This window comes from Kribbella amoyensis (assembly GCF_007828865.1).
Lineage (GTDB): Bacteria > Actinomycetota > Actinomycetes > Propionibacteriales > Kribbellaceae > Kribbella > Kribbella amoyensis.
In genome coordinates this window covers 3,133,822-3,153,027 of record NZ_VIVK01000001.1, presented here as the reverse complement: position 1 = coordinate 3,153,027, position 19,206 = coordinate 3,133,822, and the positions used below count along the sequence as shown (strand labels likewise).

Below are 19,206 nucleotides of genomic sequence, written 5' to 3'. Positions count from 1 at the left end.
CATCGAGCAGCCTCCGTGTTCAGGCGTCACCACCTTCCGGTGTTGCTGGTCGCGTTGGGCGGAGGGTCAGGCGACGGAGCGGCCGGCCGAGGCGGTGAGGCGGGCGTGGAGGGCGAGCATGCGGTCGATACAGGTGGTCCAGTCGTACTGCTCCGCTCGACGCCGGGCAGCGGCACGGCGGTCCGGGACGTTAGCCAGGGCCAGTACGGCATCCGCCAGGTCGACGGGGTTCGGTGCCGCCCAGCGACCGCAGTACTGATCCACTAGCTCGCGGGCGCCTCCGGTGTCGGCGGTGACGACCGGTGTACCTGCGGACAGTGCTTCGAGGACTGCGAGGCCGAAGGTTTCGCCGGGGCAGACGGAGAGGGCTATGTCGGCTTGGGTGAGGTGGCGGGCCAGCTCTGTTCGGTCGCCGATATAGCCGCGGAAGTAGATGGGGGCGTCGCCGGCGATGGCGACCAGTTCGTCCAGGTGAGGCCCGGAGCCGTACACGTCCATGCGCAGCGGTACTCCCCGTCGGTGCAGCTCGACGGCAGTCGCCACCGCGAGATGCGGGCTCTTCTCGCGGGAGAGGCGGCCCGCGTGGACCAGCTTGAGGACGCCGTCGTCCACCGGTGCACCGAGCGACGGGTGGAACGTGTCCAGGTCGACGCCGAGCGGGATCCGGACCAGCGGCGTCGTGACCTCGTCGAACTCGGCGGCCGCGTACCTCGACGTGACCACGACCGCGTCGTACGTGCGGCTCAGCAGCTTGTACAGCGCGCCGACGCCGGCCGCGACGCCGAGTTGGCGGCCGGTTCGCAGGGAGAGCATCGCGTCCAGGCGTTCGTGGCTGAACAGGACGGAGCCGATGCCGTTGCGCCGGGCCCACCTTGCCACTGGCAACAACGTGGACTTGTCCGAGATCTCCACGGTCGTCGGCCGGAACCGCTCCAGCGCCTCGATCACCCGCCAGGGATCGGTGATCAGCCGGTACCCGCCTCCGACCTTCGGCGCCTTCATCCGGACGATCGTGCCGACTTCGGTGTGGGTGACGCTGTCCCGTTCGCCGGGCGTGATCAGGATGCGTTCGGCACCGGCCTCGCGGTACCCCTGGCCGAGGTGCTCGATCGCGGTCCGCATCCCACCCGACGTGGGACCGACGAAGTTCGCGAGCTGCGCGATCCGAAGTGTCATGCGGCCCGCCGGACCCGCGCGGTACGAGCGGGCGTAGGGCGTACGACGGTCGCCTCGTGCAGCACTTCGGCGTAGTGCCTGTCCACGAGATCGTCGACGACCGCGGGCCAGGTTCTCGTCTGGACGCGTTGGAGGCCACGGGCTGCCATCGAGGCGCGCGCGTCCGGGTTGTCGAGGAGGAAGGAGACCGCGCTCCGCAGCGAACCGGGTTGCCCTGGTTCGAAGAGCAATCCCGTCTCACCCGGCCGGATCAGGTCGAGCGGGCCACCCGCGGCCGGACCGACCGTGGCGACGCCTGAGGCCTGGGCTTCCTGGATGGTCTGGCAGAAGGTCTCGTGTTCGCCGGTGTGCACGAACACGTCCAGCCCGGCGAAGATCGACGCGAGCTCCGCACCCCGGCGCATTCCGAGGAACGTTGCATTGGGCAAGGAGTGTTCCAGGGACGCGCGGTCCGGGCCGTCGCCGATCACGACCACACGGCAGCCGAGATCGCTCAGCTCGGCGAGCCGGCGGACCTTCTTCTCCGCGGCCAGCCGGCCCACGTACCCGACGATCGGCTGCCCGTCCGGCGAGATCTCGTCCCGCCACTGCTGCGAGCGATGTGCGGGATCGAAGAGCTCGAGGTTGACCCCGCGGCCCCAGTGCTGGACCCGCGGGATCCCGGCCTGCATCAGCAACGCCATCGACGCCGACGAAGGCGCCAGCGTGCGATCGACGCGAGAGTGGTTGCGCCGCAGCAACGCCCAGACCGCGCGGTCCGTCTTGGCGAACAGCGGGTACTGCCGGGCGAACCCCGCGATGTCGGTCTGGAAGACGGCGACCGTCGGCAGCCCGAGCCGCCGCGCCGCGCGCAATCCGTACGCGCCCAGGAAGAACGGCGACGCGAGATGCACCAGGTCGGGCTTGAACTCGGTCATGCTCCGCTCGATCGCGGGATCGGGCAGCCCGACCGGAAACTCCTTGTACCCGGGAATCCCGAAGCTCCGGGCGCGAAGCACCCGGACTCCGTGGTAGGTGTCCGGCCCGGCGCCGGCGGCGATGATCAGCAACTCGTGTCCCCGGGCGAGCAGCCGGTCGGCGACGTGGCGAACCGTGTTCGCCACCCCATTGATCTGCGGCAGAAACGACTCAGCGACCATGACGATGCGCACGGTTGGAAGGTTCCCGGCCGACGGTGAACCTTGGGCCACCGTCGCGTGACACCTGCAAGATTCCCTGGCGGCGCCGAGAAGCACGCCAGGAGTCCACCGAGCACCCGCACGGTAACCAGCCAACCACGCCCCGGTGACAAGCCGTCGTCCGAGCCGGAGACCCGCGGCGTGGTTGCATGGGGTGATGCGGACCGTACTGATCGTGGCCGGCGTCGTCGTCGTCGGGCTGGTGGCCCTGGTCTGGTGGGCCTGGCGAGCGGTCGAGAACGACGACCGGAAACTCTTCGTCAGCTGGTGGGCCGGCCGCAACGGCTGGCGCTACTCCCAAGGCACCGACCAGCTCCTGCAGTACTTCCGCGGCACCCCGTTCCACCGAGGCTTCAGCCGCGACGTGCAGGACGTCGTCGCCGGTCAGATCCACGGGCAGCGGGCCCTCACCATCCAGTTCAGCTGGTACGTGAACCCCGACGCCGACCAACGCGAGAGCACCGGCAGCTCCGGCCTGAAGTCGGGCCGCGCGGTCGCAACCGTGATCGAACTACCGGGCCTGGTCCCCCCGGTGACGATCCGCCCCGAGGTCGCCGGCGACGCGCTCCGTGGAGCGGACACGTCACTCGAGAGCGGGCGGTTCAACGCGGTGTTCCGCGTCGAAGGCCCGGACGGACGGTTCAACCATGCCGTGGTGACACCACGTCTGATGGCGCTCCTGCTGGACACCGAGACGGAGTACGGCATCCGCCTGGACGGTCGCACGCTGACGGTGTGGTCCGAGGTGGAGTTCACCAAGGGATCGGAGTTCGGCCGGCTGATCACACACGCGGGCGCGGTGTACGAGCTGCTGGAGCCTTATCTGTTCACGACCGAGTGGGCGGCGGCGGTTCCCGAGCAGCCGCTCAGCGCGATCCCGGACGAGGCGTTGGGGACGTCACCGGTCGGGGCGATCCACCGGTTGGAGCGACGGACGTACCGCGGGCGGGATGTCGAGGCGTTCGAGACGAACCCGAAGCTGTGGGGGCGGGATCAGTCGTGGGTCGTGGTGGTGCGCGTGGTCGTACCCGGTGCGCCTTGGCCGAAGGTGGAGCTCATCCCGAAGGCGACAGCACCTGCGCGAGTGACGAATCCGACGACGCCGGATCGGGTGCTCACGGGGGACGAGCGGTTCGATGCGGAGTTCTTGGTGGCCTCACGGGACAAGGACTTCGTGAAGAAGGCGCTGAACACTGAGGTGATCGAGTGGCTGTTGAGTGACGAGCGCAGCCGGAAGATGCGGGTGATCTGGGACTACGAGGATCTGACGCCTGAGGAGGATGGTGTGCCGGAGGTTGTCAGCCGGTCGATTCTGAACGTGATGACGGTGGGGAGATTCAGCGCGGTGGAGCGGGTGGAGGCTGCGCTGGACTACCTGTTCGATGTGCAGGATCGGCTGCCTGCGGAGTTGCTGCGCGGTGAGGTGCGGGAGGGTTAGGGAGGCAGGGCGCCCTACCCCTCGCTCACCACGGCAGCTCGTGACTGACCAATCCACACCTCACACGTACTCAGCACCGCGACCAAGGAGCGGGTCCAAGCCGTCAGCGTCGGCGCTGCTCACGTCAAATGATCGAAGTCCCCCCGTACCCACGCCGCGTGCCGATCCGCCGACCGCCGAACCACCCCGCGCGCGTCCTCGGGAATCGACGCTCCGAAGTTCCCGTACAACCGGTCGTACGAAAAGACGTCCAGCGCCTTCGCCACCCGATCCACCACGGCACCCGACAGCGGGATGCGGTTCGGGTACGAGCGCATGAAGCTCACCGACGTCCGGTCCGGGTTGGCGAAGATGGTGTCGCCGGCAAGGATCACGCCCTTGCCCTCGGCCCCTTCCGCCCAGTGTGCGACCGCGCTCCCGGGGAAGTGCCCGCCCGGCTGGATCACCGTGATCCCCGGCAACGGCTCCAGCGTCCCCGACCAGGTACGGATCACCGCGTCCTGCCGCGCGACCCACTCGGCGTCCGCCTCCGACACGTACACCGGCACGTCGCCGAGCCGATGACTCCACTCCACCTGTACCCCGTACATGTGCGGGTGGCTCGCGATGATCGCCGCGACACCGCCCAGTTCACCGATCCGGCGTACGGCGGCGTCGTCGAGGTACCCGATCGGGTCCCAGAGCAGGTTGCCCTCACTCGTCGTGACGAGCATCGACTGCTGGCCGATTCCGGCGCCCGGTTCGGACGTCATCCCGACCAGCCCTGGTTCGACGTCCTTGAAGCGGACCTCGTACCCCCGCCCGGCCAGCTCGTCGAGCGTGGTCCAGCGCTGCCCGTCGGCCGGTACCCACTGCCGCTCGTCGGCGCAGATGGCGCACACCTCGACCTTGCCGGAGTGCTCGACGGCACACGTCGCACAGATCCAGAAACTCACCGTGATCCCCTCTCTTGTCCTGCCTCCCAACCTAGGCCCGGACGGCCTGTTCGGCACGGGCCACTTCATCCGGAATCACGGGAGCCACCAAGACGCCCGTCTTCCCACGGAACCAGCGGTTCCGTGACCTGGAACACCCTGGAGAGCGATGTCACACGAGACCGGGCGAGAAAGCGTTCAGCGCAGCGATAACATCAGGAACGGCCTGGTCCCCTTCCAGGCCGAGCCGCGCGCGGCCCCCTCAGCCATGCGGAACACCCAGTCTGGGCGCCCCGGAGTCGCCGCGTTTCCCGGCTCTGGTCTGTCGTCCGATCGGAGGATCGGTTTGCCCAGCAAGCCAGCTGGCACCTTGTACCGCGGCCGCGAGGGTATGTGGTCGTGGGTGGCGCACCGCATCACCGGGGTCGGGATCTTCTTCTTCCTCCTGGTCCACGTGCTCGACACCGCGCTGGTCCGGGTGTCGCCGGAGGCGTACAACGAGGTCATCGGCACCTACAAGAACCCGATCGTCGGCCTGCTCGAGGTCGGCCTGGTCGCCGCCATCCTGTTCCACGCCTTCAACGGCATCCGGCTGATCCTGGTGGACTTCTGGGCCAAGGGCCCGCGGTACCAGCGGCAGCTGATGATCGGTGTCGGTGTCGTCTGGTTCGTGCTGTTCGTGCCCTTCGTCATCCGGCACCTGACCCACGTGTTCGGAGGCTGAGATGACCGACATCGCCCAGCCGCGCTCGGCCGGCCGATCCCGCTCGCTCAAGGGCGGCGGCCGCAACCGGTCCGGCCAGACCAACTTCGAGCTGTACAGCTGGCTGTTCATGCGGCTGTCCGGGCTCGCCCTGGTCGTGCTGGTGCTCGGCCACCTGTTCACCAACCTGATGCTCGGCGGCGGGATCACCGCGCTCGACTTCGGTTTCGTGGCCGGCAAGTGGGCCAACCCGCTCTGGCAGGTCTGGGACCTGCTGATGCTGTGGCTGGCCATGCTGCACGGCACGAACGGGCTGCGCACGATCATCAACGACTACGCCGAGAAGGACCAGACCCGGTTCTGGCTGAAGTCCCTGCTGATCACCGCCTCGATCGTGATCGTCGTGCTCGGCACCCTGGTGATCTTCACCTTCGACCCCTGCCTCGACCCCAACTCCACGCTGTCGGTCTGCAGCAAGTAAGGAACGCCCGTAATGCAACGCCATCAGTACGACGTGGTGATCGTGGGCGCGGGCGGCGCCGGAATGCGCGCCGCGCTGGAGTCCAGCAAGCGCACTCGCACCGCGGTGCTCACCAAGCTGTACCCGACCCGGTCCCACACCGGCGCGGCCCAGGGCGGCATGTGTGCCGCGCTGGCCAACGTCGAGGAGGACAACTGGGAGTGGCACACCTTCGACACGGTCAAGGGTGGCGACTTCCTGGTCGACCAGGACGCGGCCGAGGTGATGTGCCGCGAGGCCGTCGACGCGGTCCTCGACCTGGAGAAGATGGGCCTGCCGTTCAACCGGACCGCCGAGGGCAAGATCGACCAGCGGTTCTTCGGCGGCCACACCCGCAACCACGGTGAGGCCGTGGTCCGCCGGTCCTGCTTCGCCGCGGACCGCACCGGCCACATGATCCTGCAGACGCTGTACCAGCAGTGCATCAAGCAGAACGTCGAGTTCTTCAACGAGTTCTACGTGCTCGACCTGCTGATGGTGGCCGGCAAGGCGACCGGCGTGGTCGCGTACGAGCTGGCCACCGGTGAGCTGCACATCTTCTCGGCGAAGTCGATCGTGTTCGCCTCGGGCGGGTTCGGCAAGGTCTTCCGGACCACGTCGAACGCGCACACCCTGACCGGCGACGGGATGGGCATCGTCTGGCGCAAGGGCCTGCCACTGGAGGACATGGAGTTCTTCCAGTTCCACCCGACCGGCCTGGCCGGACTCGGCGTCCTGCTGTCGGAGGCGGCCCGTGGTGAGGGCGGCATCCTGCGGAACAAGGACAACGAACGGTTCATGGAGCGGTACGCCCCGACCGTGAAGGACCTAGCCCCGCGCGACATGGTGGCCCGCGCGATGGCGAACGAGGTCCGCGAGGGACGTGGCTGCGGCCCCGAGGGCGCGTACGTGATGCTCGACCTGACCCACCTCGAGCCCGCGCACATCGACGCGAAGCTGCCGGACATCACCGAGTTCGCTCGCACCTACCTGGGTGTGGAGCCGTACACCGAGCAGATCCCGGTGTTCCCGACCGCGCACTACGCGATGGGCGGCATCCCGACCAACATCAAGGGCGAGGCGCTGGCCAACAACGACGACGTCATCCCCGGCCTGTACGCCGCGGGCGAGGTCGCTTGCGTGTCCGTGCACGGTGCGAACCGGCTCGGGACGAACTCGCTGCTCGACATCAACGTGTTCGGCCGGCGCGCCGGGATCGCGGCCGCGGAGTACGCGGAGACGGCGGAGTTCGAGGAGCTGCCGGAGCAGCCGGAGGACTTCGTGGTCGACCTGATCGAGGGTCTGCGCACGTCCACCGGCCAGGAGCGGGTGGCCGCGATCCGGTCCGACCTGCAGGCGACGATGGACCTGAACGCGCAGGTGTACCGGACCGAGGGCTCGCTGAAGCAGGCGCAGACCGATCTGGAGGCGCTGAAGAAGCGGTTCGCGGACGTCTCGGTGCAGGACAAGGGCAAGCGGTTCAACACCGACCTGCTCGAGGCGGTCGAGCTGGGCTTCCTGATCGACCTCGCAGAGGTCCTGGTGGAGTCCGCGCTGGCGCGTAAGGAGTCCCGCGGCGGGCACTTCCGCGAGGACTACGACAAACGCGACGACGTGAACTTCATGCGGCACACGATGGCGTACCGCGAGGTCGATGCCGACGGCAACGCCAGCATCCGGCTCGACTACAAACCGGTCGTCCAGACCCGCTACAAGCCGATGGAGCGCAAGTACTGATGGACGTCAAGGTCAAGATCCTCAGGTACAACCCGGAGGTCGTCGACGAGGCCGAGTGGAAGACGTACTCGGTCACGCTGCAGCCGACGGACCGGGTGCTGGACGCGCTGCACAAGGTCAAGTGGGAGCAGGACGGCACGCTCACGTTCCGCCGGTCCTGCGCGCACGGTGTCTGCGGTTCCGACGCGATGCGGATCAACGGCCGCAACCGGCTGGCCTGCAAGACGCTGATCAAGGACCTGAACCCGGACAAGGAGATCACCGTCGAGCCCATCAAGGGCCTGCCGGTGCTCAAGGACCTGGTCGTCGACATGGAGCCGTTCTTCGACGCGTACCGCTCGGTGATGCCGTTCCTGGTCACCAGCGGGCACGAGCCGACCCGGGAGCGGATCCAGTCGCAGGCGGACCGGGACCGGTTCGACGACACCACCAAGTGCATCCTGTGCGCCGCGTGCACCACGTCCTGCCCGGTGTTCTGGTCCGATGGCCAGTACTTCGGCCCGCAGGCGATCGTCGGCGCGCACCGGTTCATCTTCGACAGCCGTGACGAGGGCACCGAGCAGCGGCTGGAGATCCTGAACGACAAGGAGGGTGTCTGGCGCTGCCGGACCACCTTCAACTGCACCGACGCCTGCCCGCGCGGGATCGAGGTCACCAAGGCGATCCAGGAAGTCAAGCGGGCGTTGATCTTCCGCCGCGTCTGATCTTCGCATCACCCCGACAACGTCTCCGGATGCTCACTTCCGGGGGCGTTTTCGGCGTTTTATGACGACTGGGCAACGACTGTTTCGCGCCCGGATCTCAGCTGTTCTGCGAGCGGATTGCGACAGACGTTTGAGACCGTTCTGAAAGCCGGCGCGCTTTTGATGAAGGGGTTCCGCGAGATCAGCTGACAGAAGGAGTGACGATGTTCCGCAAGCGTGTAGCAGCAGCCGTGATGATCAGTGGCCTGGCCGTCGCGACGTTCGGCGCCATCAACCCCGCGTCTGCCTCGGAAAGCGCCCCGGCGGCCGGTTCGGTGCGGATGTGGGAGGACCCGAACTACACGGGCAGCCAGTACGTCGACGCGACGCCGGCCAACTGCCCGGACGGCTGCGACATCGACGGCTGGGACGGCGACAACGAGATTTCGTCCGTCCGCAACGAGACCACGTGCACCGTCCGGCTGTACGCGGACGACAACTTCGGCGGTCGGTCGGTGGACCTGGCCGCGGGCGAGTCCTACAGCAACCTGGAGCTGGTCGGCTTCGACAACGACGCGGAGAGCTTCCAGTTCGTCTGCTGACCGGTACCACCTTGCGCGGCCCCCGGGATCTCCATGATCTCCGGGGGCCGTTCGCGGTCACGGGTGCATGCGGGAGCCCTTGAGGATCTTGTCGACCGCGTTCTTGGGGCCGTGCAGCGCGAAGCCGACGAGGTCGAGCTCGTCCCGCCGGACCGCGCGAACGGCCGCGCGGTTGTCCCGATCGTTGCCAGTGGCAAACAGATCGGCCGTGAAGACGGAGTGCGGGATCTGCCGGCTCAGCGCACGGCCGTGCGCGACGCTCATGAACTCCTTCGACCCCTCGAACACGAGCACCGGCTGCCGGAACATCGGCAGGTACCGGGTCGCGTCGGCGTCCTCGTACGGCTCGCCGACCACCTCAGGCAGGGTCGCCGCGATCCCGCTGACCAGGAACGCGGTGACGTTCAGTCGTTGCCAGGTAGCCAGGTCGTCGCGGAGCAGGACGGCGATCTTGGTGTCGAAGCGCTGGGGCTGGTTCTCGTTGTCCACAGCTCCTGAATCTGCCGTAGCCGGACCGGTCGACGCTTGTACGTTTCAAACGTCTTCAGTGGTTCAGCAGTACGGCGGATTGGAGGTGACGGCGGTGGCGACACGCAGGAACAGGTTGAACAGCCGGTACAGGTCGATCATCGGCGCCTCGACGGTGACGGTGCGATCGTCCTGGCGCTTGACCCCGGGGATCGCGGTCAGGTGGGAGCCGACCGAGGCCGACTGCCAGCGCACGGCGAGCCGGCGGGGCGCGGCCCCATCGGCCCGCGGGCGCTCGGGGAGATTGCGCAGCGCGAGTTGCGCGGTGGCCTCGATCGTCGCGCGGGCATCGGGGACCGGGACGAGCTCCGCGGCGAAGCGGTCCTTGGCGAACTTCACCGGGACCGTCCGGACGGTGGCGTCCCAGTCCGTCATCTCGGCACAGGCCGCGTCGTCGCCGGTGAGCAGCGCCACCGGCACGCCGAGCGAGGAGGCGGCCGCATGAAGCATGCCGATCTCACCGACCGGCTGGTCGTCGAGCCACATGTCCTCGATCTCATGACCCATGTAGCTGTGGCTCAGGACGCCGAGCACCCCGGCGCGGGCGTGGAAGCCGACGCACAGCGCGGCGTCGTACTCCGCGGTGAGCCCCTCGATCATGCCCATCGGCTTCGGCCGGCCCTTGATCAGCACGGCCCGCGAGTCGAGCTGGTCGGGCAGCAGGTTCCGCATCGGACCGTGGGCGTCGTTCACCAGGACGGTGCTGGCGCCCGCGTCGTACGCGCCGCGGATCGCCGCGTTCACGTCCTCGGTCATCATCCCCCGGGAGCGCTCGTAGTCGCGGCCCGGTGGCTGGACGTCCTCGGCGTCGACCAGTCCGGTGATGCCTTCCATGTCCGCGCTGATGTAGACCCGCACGCGATCCCCTTCGCCGTCGGCTTGTGGACAGCAGCGTATGTCCTTGCGGGTGAAGCGTATGGTCGGGAACGTGAAGGCCGGTGCCGAGGTCAGTGCGTGGCGCCCCGCGGTGGACGGGATCGTCGAGGTCCTGCACGCGTACTTCCCCTCGCACGCGTACCCGAGCCACACGCACGATGCCTGGACGGTGCTCCTGGTGGACGAGGGCGTGGTCCGCTACGACCTGGATCATCGCGAGCACGGTCTGGCCCAGACACAGGTCTCCCTCTTACCGCCGAACGTCCCGCACGACGGCCGCTCGGTCCGTCCGGAGGGCTTCCGCAAACGCGTCCTCTACCTGGAGCCGGAGCGGCTGGGGTACGACGTGATCGGCGCGGCCGTGGATCAGCCGGAGCTGGTGGATCCGGTGCTGCGCCGGCGGATTCACCAGTTGCACGGAGTGCTCGCGGACGGCAGGGAGCCGCTCGAGGCGGAGAGCCGGCTGCTGCTGGTGGAGGAACGTCTTCGGCAGCACCTGCTCCGGGCCGTCAGCGCACCACCGGATCGCCGCGATCCGGGCGTGGCCCACAAGCTGCGCGAAGTGCTCGACGCGCACCTGCCGACGGGGATCACGCTCGACGAGGCGTCGCGGTTGGTGCACGCTCATCCGGCGCACCTGGTCCGCGCGTTCAGCCGGGAGTTCGGGATGCCGCCGCATCGGTATCTCACCGGCCGGCGGGTCGATCTGGCCCGGCGGTACCTGCTGGCCGGGCGGCCGGCGACCGAGGTGGCGCAACTGGCCGGGTTCTACGACCAGTCGCACCTGACCCGGCACTTCCGCCGGATGCTCGGCGTCACCCCGAGCCGGTTCGCCCGGGTCTGACCTCAGGCGTTCAGGTCGGCCTTCGGCGCCGGCTCGGAGCCCACGGCGCGGTTGGCCCGGTAGGCCTTGACGCCCCAGCTGCCGAGCACCCCGGCGATGCCCAGGTTGACGACGATCAGCACGGTGTGCGCGACGTAGTACCCGGTCGGCCGGCCCTCGGTGGCGGCCAGGTTCTTGATGAAGGTCGCGTAGGTGACCACGTTCCACACCGCGACGCCGATCAGGACCAGCGCGTGCTTGCGTTCGAGTTTCACCCCTCCAGTCTCGCAAACGCGATCCGGAGCGGGGCGGCCGCGCCTCACTCGGCCGCCCCGAGCGAGGGGCGAGCTCTCTCCGTGAGGACGAGGTTTCTCGATGTCGTCGCGACCGGCAAGAGGTTCGAAGCTACTGACGGGTCACCTCAAGGGTTTCCCTTTGCGCGAGGCCGCGTCCGGAGGGACTCAGCGGGAGGCGAGGTCGGGACCGTTGCGGTCGACCGTGCGGAGGAGCTGGGTGCGGTTGGCCACCCCGAACCGGCGGTACAGGCGGGTGAGCTGCGACTCGACCGCCTTGACGCTGAGGTAGAGGGCTGCGGCGATCTCGCGGTTGGTGGAGCCGTCCCGCACCATCGCGACGATCTGCTGCTCGTTGTCGGTCAGCTCCGACGGCTGCCGGGACCGGCTCGGCACGTCGAGCCGGGCGAGCTCGGTCTCGGCGACCTCCCGCCAGGCGGGGGCGCCGTACGACTCGAACTGCTCGATCGCGTCCAGGAAGGCGGTGCGCGCCACCGACCGGCGACGGGCCTGCCGGGCGACGCGTCCACGGGTGAGCTCGCACCGGGCCAGGTCCAGCGGGTACACCCGATCGCCGGCGCCGTCGAGCGTCTTCTCCAGCAGCTCCAGCGCCGCCGCCGGGTCGCCCTGCTTCGCGATCAGCAGTGCCTCGGCGCGGGCCAGCCCGACCTTGATCACCTCGCGGTCCAAGGTCTCGGCCCGCTCCCGGATCTCGGCGATCAGCGCGGCCGCGTCGTCCAGCCGCCCGGCCGCGACCAGGGCTTCGGCATAGTCCGCGTGCCACGGGATGATCGCCGGGTCGTACGGCATCGCCGCCTCCCCCGAGTCGGCGATCGCGTCGAACGCCTCGACCGCGCGCTGCGGGTCGCCGGTGAGCACACCGACGAGACCGACGCTCGCGAGGGCCGGTCCGGTCCACTCGTCGTTGCCGATGGTGCGGACCGCTTCGAGGGACGCGTCGGCGAGCTCGCGGGCCATGGTCGCCGTGCCACCGGCCCACTCGGCGCGCGAGGCGATGACCATGCCGACCTCGGGCTCGTCGCCAAGATCCTGCATCAGCTGCAGGCACTCGTGCCCGGCCGCGAGCGCGTCCGCGCCATGGCCACTGCGTTCGTAGATCGCTGTCGCGGAGATGAGGATGCCGGCCAGCCAACGGACAGCACCGACCGCGCGGACCTCGTCGACCAGTCCACTGATCCCCGTGATCGCGGCATCGGTCCGGCCACGGAAGAGCTCGCGCATCGCCGCCATCTGCCGGGCGTGGACGACGGTCTTGGTGAGCGGCAGCTCCAGCGCCAGCTCGGCCGCCTGCTCCAGCAGCCGATCCGCCGTCTGGCCACCGCCGACGGCGATCTCGACCGAGTTCGCCGCGCTCAGGGCGTCGACGAGGACCTCGGTGTCGTCGCACTTGCGGGCCAGCTCCTCGGCCGCGCGGGCATCCTCGCGGGCGTCGTCGAGCCGCCGGTCGAAGTACGCGCTGTGGCTCTGCACGACGCGGACCTTGGCCAGCAACTGGTCGTCGCCGAGCGCGGCCTCGAACGCCTCGTCGAGCAGCTCGATCCGCTGGTCGTGCTCGGGCCACGCGGCGTCGACGAGCAGCAGGAGCGCGGGCACCTTCACGTCGGGACGGGTCGCCGCCTGGACCGCGCGACGCGCCATCTCCGCGGACTCCACGAGGTGACCGGCGGCCGCCGCGTCGTCCGCGGCGCGGGTGAGCCGCCGAGCGCGGTCGTCCGGGTGGTCCGAGGGCGTCCGCTCGGCGGCCAGGCGCCAGAGGGTCGCCGCGGCACCCAACGCACCGCGGGCTCCGGCCGTCGCGGCCGCGTCCTCGATGGTGACCGCGAGCTCGGCGTTCGCTTCCTGGGTGGCCAGGGCGCGGTGGGTCGCGTTCTCCACCGGCTCCTCGACCACTGCGGCCAGCTGCGCGTGGGCTTGCCGACGTGCGGCCGACGTCGCCTCCGCGTAGACGAACTCACGCAGCAGTGGATGGCTGAAGCGCAGCCGGTCCGACGACACGTCGATCAGCCCAAGCCCCTCGGCTTCGGCGAGCTCGCGATCGACGGGGCGTCCCAGCGACCGGCACAGCTGACTGGTAGTCGGACGTGGGGACGAGGCGGCGTGCAGGAGAAGCTCGTAGGCCGCCGGGCTCAGAGCGGCCAGCCGGTCACCGAGCAGGGTCTTCAGCCGGCTCGACACCGGGAGCGGATCGTTCGGCGACACACCTTGCGGATGCCGGAGCACGGCCCGTCCCAGCTCCAACGCCATGAACGGGTTGCCCGCGCTGGCCGTGTAGATGCGCCGGGCCGTCCGGACCGGGAGGGGACTGGAGAGCCTGCTCCGCAGCAGGGCGAGGACGTCCGGCTCCGCGAGCGGCGGGACCTCGAGCTGCAGCACGGGCTCGGGACAGGCCTCGGCCATCACGGGGAGATCGCCGTCGGCGACCTGCTCGGTGGCGAGCATGTGGACGCCTTCGTTCAACCGGCGCGCGCAGAACGTCAGTACTTCGAGACTGGACGGGTCGACCCATTGGATGTCGTCCACGACCAGCAGCACCGGACCGGACGCCGCCAGCCGCCGCAGGACGTGCAACACGGCGAGCCGGACAGCCAGCTCGTCCCGCACGGTGTCGGGTGCGCTCGCCTTGAGCAGCGCGACCTCGAGCGGTTGGCGGAGATGGTCCGGCAGTACCTGCCAGGCGAGTTCGAGCTGGTTCGAGAGCAGATCGAGGAGCGTGACGTAGGGCAGACCGGCCTCGCTCTGCGACGGTGCGGCACTCAGCACCCGCCAGCCCGCCCGCGACCGCTCCGCCACGAGGGCGCGGCCGAGCGCGGACTTGCCGATCCCGGTCGGCCCGTAGAGCAGCACACTGCCGCTGGTCTCGAGCTGCGTCCGCGCACGCTCGACCAGCCCGGCGCGCCCGACCAGCTCGTCGTCAGTCATCGATCCACATTCTCCCCGAAGGATTACATTCGCCCGGCATCACAGTCGAGTGCCAATCGACACGGCGAGTGTCACACACGGAAACGTCACCGCCACCCCCTTGTCACCATCCTGTTGACACTCCCAGTTCCCCGATCCGGCGGCGCTTCGGGGCGTAGGGTGCGGCCAGCACCTCCGATTACCTGGTTCAGCCACCCAGAGCCGTCCCCTCGACTCGTTTTGATCCCGGGCGTGTCGTACCTGCGTCGGGTCCACTGACCCGGCTGTGCCCGTGCCGGCTCCCTGGTCGAGGATTTGAGCGGCTCCTGTGAGGAAGGCGCGCAAAGAGCGCCGGCGATCACGGCCGTCCTGTTCGTGGTCACGCTGGCATACTTCTGGTTCTACAGCCGGCATCACTTGGTGGCCTCCGCTCCCGAGGAAGAGTTCGCGGCCATCGAGCCAGCGGAATCGGAGTTGTCGTGAGCCTGCGTTCGGCGTTGTGGTTGCCCTTGTTCGACGAGCTGTCCGACCCGGCGACCGTGGTCCAGCTCGCGGTGGAGGCCGAGGACGCCGGCTGGGACGGGTTCTTCGTGTGGGACCACGTGAACTGGAACCCACCGATCCGCGCGGTCGCCGATCCCTGGGTGGTGCTCTCCGCGGTCGCCGCGAGGACCGAGCGGCTCCGGCTGGGTCCGATGGTCACCCCGCTGCCGCGACGAAGGCCCGTGAAGCTGGCGCGCGAGACGGCGACGCTGGATCAGTTGAGTGGCGGGCGCCTGGTCCTCGGGGTCGGGCTCGGGAGTGACCGGTTCGGGCGGGAGTTCTCGGCGACCGGCGACGAGGTGAACGATCGCGTCCGGGCTCAGCAGCTGGACGAATCGCTGGCGGTGCTGGCGGGAGCCTGGTCCGGCGAGGAAGTGCGGTTCGAGGGTGAGCACTATCGGGTGGACGGGTTGACGTTCGAGCCGACACCGGTACAGCGGCCGCGGGTACCGGTGTGGGTGGCCGGGTTCCCGGGGAAGCGGAAGCCGATGGAGCGAGCCGTGCGCTGGGACGGGTTCTTCCCGGTGAACCTGGACCATGCCGACCAGGTGGCGGAGATCCTCGCGGAGTTGAAGACGTTCGGCGCGGAGGAACCGTTCGACGTCGTGGTGGGGCTGGAGCCGGAGGTGGATCCCCGCCCGTACGAGGAAGCCGGCGCCACCTGGCGGCTGGTGGACTTCGATCCCGAGCACGTGACCGTGGCCGAGGTCCGCGCGGTCCTCCGAGCCGGGCCAGGCGCGTGACCGACGCGGGCCAGGCGCGTGACCGACGCGGCCAGGTGAGCGACGGAGGCGCAGTACTGCCGTGGCACTTCTAGGCCGGTCGATCGCTTTGCAGTTCCCGGGATCGCGCTGAAAATCGGCTGATTCGGCCGCACCGCCCAAGCGGCCCGATTCTGGAGGAGCGCGCCATGCGATCTTTCATCACCCGTCCTCGCGCCCTGGCCGTCCTGCTGGCCGGCACGGCGCTCGTGTTCAGCCCACTCAGTGGCCAGGCGACGGCCAAGGTGCCGGCCGAGCAGCTCGGCAATCCGTGTTTCACGCCGGAGAACGCCACCTCGGCCCGCGGCGGCCAGGAGGCCGACCACCGGGAGCTGAGCGCGGCCGAGCAGAAGGCGATCGACGCGCGGACCGCGGAGATCCTGAAGGCCAAGCAGGCGCGGGGTCTCGCGCCGAAGGCCGGGACGCTCGCCGCGGCGAGTGTGCCGGTCTACATCCACGTGATGCGGAGCAGCTCCGGCGCCGGTGACGTGACGAGCTCGCAGATCACCCAGCAGATCGCCGAGCTGAACCAGAACTTCGCCGGCGGCGAGTCCTCGCAGGCGGCGAACACCGGCTTCTCGTTCTACCTGGCCGGCACCTACCGGTACAACAACAGCACCTGGCACCGGGACGGCCAGAGCACCACGTACCGCGCGCAGACCCGCAAGGGTGGCAAGAACGCGCTGAACATCTGGCTGGTCAACTTCAGCTACCTCGGCATCGCCACGTTCCCGTGGGACTACGCGAGCAACCCGAGCATCGACGGGATCCGGGTGCAGTACAGCTCGTTGCCCGGTGGCTCGTCGACGAACTACAACCTCGGCAAGACGGCCACCCACGAGGCCGGGCACTGGTTCGGGCTCTACCACACGTTCCAGGGCGGGTGTACGAGCACGAACGACTCGGTGTCCGACACGCCCGCGCAGCGCAGTGCGACCAGCGGCTGCCCGACCGGACGGGACTCGTGTTCGCTGCCGGGGCTCGACCCGATCCGCAACTACATGGACTACTCCTACGACTCCTGCTACAACCAGTTCACGCCGGGCCAGAGCACCCGGATCAGCAACATGTGGACCGCGTACCGCGCCTGATCGGGCCCGGCAACGATTGACCGCGAAGCGGATCCCGGCGTGACTCCTGGACCGGATTTTGTCTAGAGTGCCGCCGATGCGTGCGCTTCTAGCGGCCTGCGCCACCACCGCGTTGGTGGTGGCGGGTCCGCTCACCGCGAGCGCCGCCGATCTGGGCCCCCAGAGCCCGGTCGGCGGCGCCCGGCTGACGTCGGCGCCGACGGTGGTCGCGGAGGGCGCGACACCGCCGGCCGTGCAGGCGTCCGCGTTCGTGCTCGCCGACCTGACCACCGGGTCCGTCCTCGCCGCGAAGGCGCCGCACGCCAAGCTGCGCCCGGCCAGTACGCTCAAGACGCTCACCGCGCTCGTCCTGCTGCCCCGGCTGAACAAGAGCGACGTGGTCGTCGGCACCGACAAGGACGCCGGCATCGAGGGCAGCAAGGTCGGCGTGTACCCGGGCCTGCGGTACAGCGTGGACCTGCTCTTCCAGGGCATGTTCCTCGCCTCGGGGAACGACGCGGTGCACGCGCTGGCCGTGCACGACCAGGGCGGTGTCCCGGGGACGATCCAGCGGATGAACAAGCTCGCCGCGGATCTCGGGGCGTCCGACACCCACGTCACGGACCCGACCGGGCTCGACGCGGACGGGCAGCTGTCCAGCGCGTACGACCTGGCGTTGTTCGCCCGAGCGGGACTGGCCCGGCCGGACTTCGCGAAGTACGCGTCGACGAAGTACACGAACTTCCCGCTGGCGCAGACCGGTACCTACCAGGTCGCGAACCAGAACAAGCTGCTGTTCAACTACGACGGCGCGCTCGGCGTGAAGACCGGGTACACGACGCTGGCCCGCAACACGTTCATCGGCGCCGCCCGGCGGGACGGGCACACCCTGGCCGTCACGCTGATGAACTCACCACACGGCATCACCCAGGACGCCACCAACCTGCTCGACTGGGGCTTCAAGAACTACAGCGCGCTCACGCCGGTCGGGACCCTGGTCAAGCCGGCCGCTCCCGTGCCCGCGACGGGGAAGAGCCGCACCACGTCGAAGAAGGCACCGATCGGTTCACCGATCCCCCAGCGCAGCCGGACCGTGCTCGCCTCCGGCCAGGCCGTCCAGGCGATCGTGTTCCGCGTCCCGGTCTGGGCATACGCCGCGCCGCCGATTCTGCTGCTGAGCCTTTTCCTCCGCCGCCCCCGCGCTCTCCGCGTCCACGCCCGCCGCCACCGCACCCGCAACGCCCGCCGCCACTGACAGCACCCGAGGCACAGCTCCGCCCGGCACCAGGTCAGCGCCTAGGTTTCAGCGGCGGAACGAGCGAGCAGCCCTCGCCAACTGCACGGTGATGGCCGTCGCCGTCATCCCGAGCAGCGCACCGGCCGCGACCGCGACCGTATCGGCCTTCTTCGCCGGAATCGGCACCACCTTGAACCGCTTCCCCGGCGGCCCAGGAAGCAGCCCTTCCTCGTCCGGCCCACCCGCCGGCACCGCGGTCGTCCCGACCGCGCCCGTCGGCCGCCGCCGTACGTTCCACGTCCCGACGGCATCCGAATCCGTCTCGAACGGCATCGCGGCGCGAGCGGCCTCCTCGGCCTCGCCCGTGTGCCAGCGATGGTCGAGCGTCGCTTCCTTGGTCCACGCAGCGATCAGCATGATCGCCCGCGTCATCAGGTAGATCCACACCAGCAATGCCAGCGGCAGCGCCAGCGCGCCGTACGCGGCGTTGTTGCCGATCACGTTGGAGACGTAGAAGTTGCCCAGCTTCTGCGCCGCGAAGAACAGCACCCCACCGGCCAGCGCGCCGATCAGCGCGACCTTGCGCGGCAGCACGATCCGCGGCAGCGCGCTGAGCATGTACACGAACAGCACGGCGCCGGACGCGATCCCGATGATCACGCTGACCGAGTCCAGCCCCCAGTTCGCCAGCCAGGTCCCCTCCAGGCCGGTCCAGCCGACGATCTGCTGCGACAGCCCGGTGAGGATCGACGACGCGGCCGTGGCGACCAGCCCGATCAGGCCGAGGCCGACCAGCGCACCGAGATCGGTGAGCTTCAGCTTCAGCGCGTTCCCGGGCTGGTCGTCCAGCTCGTGCATCGACCGGATCGAGGCGCGCAACGAGTCGATCCAGCCGAGACCGGTGAGCAGCAGTGAGACCGCCGAGATGAACCCGATGGTGCCGGCGTTGGCGATCAGGCCGTCGATGTTGATCTTGTCGCCGATGCCGGGCAGGTTCGTCTTCAGCGCTTCCTTGAGCTTGTCGACCGCCGAGTCGGGCAGCAACGCGCCGGTGACGGCCGCCGCCAGCACGATCAGCGGGAACATCGACAGGAAGCCGAAGAACGTGGTCGCGCCGGCCAGCCGGTTACCGCGCCGATTACCGTACCGCTGCCACGCCCGCCACACCTGCGACCGGCTGAACCGCTGCCAGACCGCCTTGCCCCGTTCCACCACGCCCATGGCTC

General features: G+C 69.3%; 18 protein-coding genes. 10 read left to right on the top strand and 8 right to left on the bottom strand.

From position 1 onward, the window contains the following. Nucleotides 1-66 precede the first annotated feature (66 nt). Both FB561_RS15050 and FB561_RS15045 read right to left on the bottom strand, forming a co-directional pair. Entirely contained in the window at nucleotides 67-1,176 is a 1,110-nt protein-coding gene (locus FB561_RS15050) for a glycosyltransferase (RefSeq protein WP_145807156.1), read from the bottom strand. Beyond that, on the bottom strand, nucleotides 1,173-2,327 hold the full coding sequence (locus FB561_RS15045) for a glycosyltransferase family 4 protein (RefSeq protein ID WP_202880617.1): 1,155 nt from the start codon (nucleotides 2,325-2,327) through the stop codon (nucleotides 1,173-1,175). Before FB561_RS15045 ends, FB561_RS15050 begins: the two co-directional genes overlap by 4 nt. 184 nt (nucleotides 2,328-2,511) lie before the next feature. Here FB561_RS15045 and FB561_RS15040 point away from each other — a divergent pair, with 184 nt between their 5' ends. After that, the gene (locus FB561_RS15040) at nucleotides 2,512-3,792 is read left to right on the top strand and encodes a hypothetical protein (RefSeq protein WP_145807154.1); all 1,281 of its coding nucleotides are present in this window, start codon (nucleotides 2,512-2,514) and stop codon (nucleotides 3,790-3,792) included. A gap of 119 nt (nucleotides 3,793-3,911) precedes the next feature. On the opposite strand, the gene FB561_RS15035 is transcribed toward FB561_RS15040, so the two are convergent. After that, a complete protein-coding gene (locus tag FB561_RS15035) occupies nucleotides 3,912-4,727 on the bottom strand; it encodes an MBL fold metallo-hydrolase (protein WP_145807152.1) in 816 nt (271 codons plus the stop codon). Nucleotides 4,728-5,052: 325 nt separating this feature from the next. On the opposite strand from FB561_RS15035, the gene sdhC reads away from it, so the two are divergent. From sdhC to FB561_RS15010, 5 genes are all read left to right on the top strand, one after another. Beyond that, nucleotides 5,053-5,430: a succinate dehydrogenase, cytochrome b556 subunit gene (gene sdhC, locus FB561_RS15030; RefSeq protein ID WP_145807150.1), complete on the top strand. Its 378-nt coding sequence runs from the start codon at nucleotides 5,053-5,055 to the stop codon at nucleotides 5,428-5,430. A gap of 1 nt (nucleotide 5,431) precedes the next feature. After that, nucleotides 5,432-5,890 (top strand): succinate dehydrogenase hydrophobic membrane anchor subunit, encoded by a 459-nt coding sequence (locus FB561_RS15025; RefSeq protein WP_145807149.1) that lies wholly within the window; start codon nucleotides 5,432-5,434, stop codon nucleotides 5,888-5,890. A gap of 12 nt (nucleotides 5,891-5,902) precedes the next feature. Then, nucleotides 5,903-7,645: a succinate dehydrogenase flavoprotein subunit gene (gene sdhA / locus FB561_RS15020; RefSeq protein ID WP_145807147.1), complete on the top strand. Its 1,743-nt coding sequence runs from the start codon at nucleotides 5,903-5,905 to the stop codon at nucleotides 7,643-7,645. Next, nucleotides 7,645-8,349, top strand: coding sequence for a succinate dehydrogenase iron-sulfur subunit (locus tag FB561_RS15015; protein WP_133785106.1), 705 nt, complete (start codon nucleotides 7,645-7,647; stop codon nucleotides 8,347-8,349). The genes sdhA and FB561_RS15015 overlap by 1 nt, the downstream gene beginning before the upstream one ends. Nucleotides 8,350-8,552: 203 nt before the next feature. After that, nucleotides 8,553-8,930 (top strand): peptidase inhibitor family I36 protein, encoded by a 378-nt coding sequence (locus FB561_RS15010; RefSeq protein ID WP_145807145.1) that lies wholly within the window; start codon nucleotides 8,553-8,555, stop codon nucleotides 8,928-8,930. Nucleotides 8,931-8,987: 57 nt separating this feature from the next. Here FB561_RS15010 and FB561_RS15005 read toward each other — a convergent pair whose 3' ends face one another. Next, nucleotides 8,988-9,419, bottom strand: coding sequence for a DUF2000 domain-containing protein (locus FB561_RS15005; protein ID WP_145807144.1), 432 nt, complete (start codon nucleotides 9,417-9,419; stop codon nucleotides 8,988-8,990). 63 nt (nucleotides 9,420-9,482) lie between these two features. Further along, nucleotides 9,483-10,316, bottom strand: coding sequence for a M55 family metallopeptidase (locus tag FB561_RS15000; RefSeq protein WP_145807142.1), 834 nt, complete (start codon nucleotides 10,314-10,316; stop codon nucleotides 9,483-9,485). Nucleotides 10,317-10,365: 49 nt separating this feature from the next. Between FB561_RS15000 and FB561_RS14995 the strand changes: the two genes are divergently transcribed. Then, complete coding sequence (locus tag FB561_RS14995) at nucleotides 10,366-11,178, top strand: helix-turn-helix transcriptional regulator (protein ID WP_238335171.1); 813 nt, start codon at nucleotides 10,366-10,368, stop codon at nucleotides 11,176-11,178. 2 nt (nucleotides 11,179-11,180) lie between these two features. Here FB561_RS14995 and FB561_RS14990 read toward each other — a convergent pair whose 3' ends face one another. Next, on the bottom strand, nucleotides 11,181-11,432 hold the full coding sequence (locus tag FB561_RS14990) for an SCO4848 family membrane protein (RefSeq protein WP_145807140.1): 252 nt from the start codon (nucleotides 11,430-11,432) through the stop codon (nucleotides 11,181-11,183). A 186-nt stretch (nucleotides 11,433-11,618) separates the two neighbouring features. Beyond that, complete coding sequence (locus FB561_RS14985; RefSeq protein WP_145807138.1) at nucleotides 11,619-14,390, bottom strand: helix-turn-helix transcriptional regulator; 2,772 nt, start codon at nucleotides 14,388-14,390, stop codon at nucleotides 11,619-11,621. Nucleotides 14,391-14,848: 458 nt separating this feature from the next. On the opposite strand from FB561_RS14985, the gene FB561_RS14980 reads away from it, so the two are divergent. The 3 genes from FB561_RS14980 (at nucleotide 14,849) to FB561_RS14970 (ending at nucleotide 17,998) form a co-directional block, all read left to right on the top strand. Next, nucleotides 14,849-15,655 (top strand): LLM class flavin-dependent oxidoreductase, encoded by an 807-nt coding sequence (locus FB561_RS14980; protein ID WP_145807136.1) that lies wholly within the window; start codon nucleotides 14,849-14,851, stop codon nucleotides 15,653-15,655. Nucleotides 15,656-15,822: 167 nt separating this feature from the next. Beyond that, nucleotides 15,823-16,764, top strand: coding sequence for a zinc metalloprotease (locus tag FB561_RS14975; protein ID WP_145807134.1), 942 nt, complete (start codon nucleotides 15,823-15,825; stop codon nucleotides 16,762-16,764). Between the two features lie 76 nt (nucleotides 16,765-16,840). Then, nucleotides 16,841-17,998, top strand: a complete 1,158-nt coding sequence (locus FB561_RS14970) for a D-alanyl-D-alanine carboxypeptidase family protein (protein ID WP_145807133.1) — start codon at nucleotides 16,841-16,843, stop codon at nucleotides 17,996-17,998. Nucleotides 17,999-18,046: 48 nt separating this feature from the next. Here FB561_RS14970 and FB561_RS14965 read toward each other — a convergent pair whose 3' ends face one another. Beyond that, a complete protein-coding gene (locus FB561_RS14965; protein WP_145807131.1) occupies nucleotides 18,047-19,201 on the bottom strand; it encodes a YihY/virulence factor BrkB family protein in 1,155 nt (384 codons plus the stop codon). Nucleotides 19,202-19,206 lie beyond the last annotated feature (5 nt).